The sequence below is a fragment of the Streptomyces sp. NPDC060002 genome, from assembly GCF_042737245.1.
Taxonomy (GTDB): Bacteria; Actinomycetota; Actinomycetes; order Streptomycetales; family Streptomycetaceae; genus Streptomyces.
The window spans coordinates 1-1,551 of sequence record NZ_JBHWUW010000127.1; the positions used below are offsets into that span (position 1 = coordinate 1).

1 protein-coding gene is annotated in these 1,551 nt (G+C 69.8%); it reads right to left on the minus strand.

Annotated elements, in window-relative coordinates; translation table 11 throughout:
* Positions 1 to 69: 69 nt before the first annotated feature.
* Positions 70 to 1,287 carry an IS110 family transposase gene (locus ACFWBD_RS41455; RefSeq protein ID WP_385679410.1) on the minus strand — a complete coding sequence of 406 codons (1,218 nt, stop codon included), beginning with the start codon at positions 1,285 to 1,287 and terminating at the stop codon, positions 70 to 72.
* Between the last annotated feature and the right edge of the window lie 264 nt (positions 1,288 to 1,551).

Below are 1,551 nucleotides of genomic sequence, written 5' to 3' on the forward strand. Positions count from 1 at the left end.
GGGGGGGTGCCTCTATGTCTTTCGTCAAGGCACCTTTGTCGGGTTTGGGATGGTTCGGGCTTGCTGGGGTCATGCGGCGAGCTCGACGTCCGCGGGCGTGCGGGATTCGTAGAAGGTGCCGTCGCGGAGCATGGCGAACAGGACGCTGATGCGTTGGCGGGCGAGGCGGAGGAGGGCCTGGGTGTGGGTTTTGCCGCGGGCTCGCTGGCGGTCGTAATAGGTGCGGGAGGCCGGGTCGGCGTTCATGCAGGCGAAGGCGGAGAGGAACATGGCGCGTTTGAGTTGCCGGTTTCCGCCTCGGGGTGCGTGTTCGCCGTGGATCGAGGTCCCGGACGACTTCGTGGTCGGGGCGAGTCCGGCGTAGGAGGCGAGGTGGGCGGCGGTGGGGAAGCTGGTGCCGTCGCCGACGGTGACCAGCAGGACGGCGGCGGTCCTGACGCCGACGCCGGGCATCGACGTCAGGACCGGGGAAAGAGGGTGAGCCTCCAGCAGAGTGTTGATCTGGGCTTCCAGGGCCCGGCGCTGGGTGTGGACGGTGGCCAGGGAGGCGGCCAGGGTGGGGATGACGATGTCGAGAGTGCCGGTCCCGGGGACGACGACGGTCTGCTCGTCCAGTGCGTCGAAGACCTCGTCGATGAGCCGTGCGGCCATGCGTGGGGCCTTGGGCCGGATCAGTTCGACGAGCCTGCGGCGGCCGGCTTTCCGCAGTGCGGCTGGGGATCCGTGGCGTTCCAGCAGCCAGGTGACGGCCTGGTGGTCCAGGCGGGGGCCCAGGACGCGTTCCAGGCTGGGGTGGAACTGGGTGAGCAGTCCGCGTATGCGGTTGCTGGTGCGGGTGGCCTCGGCGGCGAGGTCCTGGTCGAAGCCGACCAGGACGGTGAGCTCGGCGGTGATCTCGTCGGTGAGTTCCAGCGAGCGCAGGGTGTGCGGCATGGTGCGGGCCGCGTCCGCGATCACGGCCGCGTCCTTGGCGTCGGTCTTCGCCTCGCCCGGGTAGAGGTCGGCGATCCGGCGCATCGCGAGTCCGGGCAGGTAGGCGACCTGGCAGCCCGCGTCCCGGGCCACGGTCAGCGGCAGGGCTCCGATCGAGGCGGGCTGGTCCACGATCACCAGGACGGTGCCGAACTTCGCGGCCAGCTTGTCGAAGACGGCCCGCAGCTTCGGCTCGCTGTTGGGCATCTGCTTGTCGAAGACCTTCTTCCCGGCCGGAGTGAGTCCGTGCCCGTGGTGAGCGGTCTTGCCGACGTCCAGGCCGAGGAACACGCCCACGTCTTCGGTGTCGAACATCGCGCCCTTCCCAGGGGTGTTGACCGTGCCGGCCTCGGCGGTGGTGTCGTACGCGCGCATCCACGTTATGCAGACCTGCCATCCGCGAGCTGTCCGGCATTGCGCCGGACCGGGTGGCGGCCGGACCTCTCATCAGCGTCTCCGACGGCACCTCCCGGGCCCGGTGACACCACCCCCCAGGTCATCCGTTCGACAGGGGGACACAGTCATGCCGGGCCCGGAGGCCAGCGGTCCCGTTGCAGGACCGCGGAAAACATAACGGGG

Coding starts and splice junctions, on each gene's coding strand:
- ACFWBD_RS41455 (WP_385679410.1), bottom strand. CDS start 1,287: ATGTTCGACACCGAAGACGTGGGCGTGTTCCTCGGCCTGGACGTCGGC.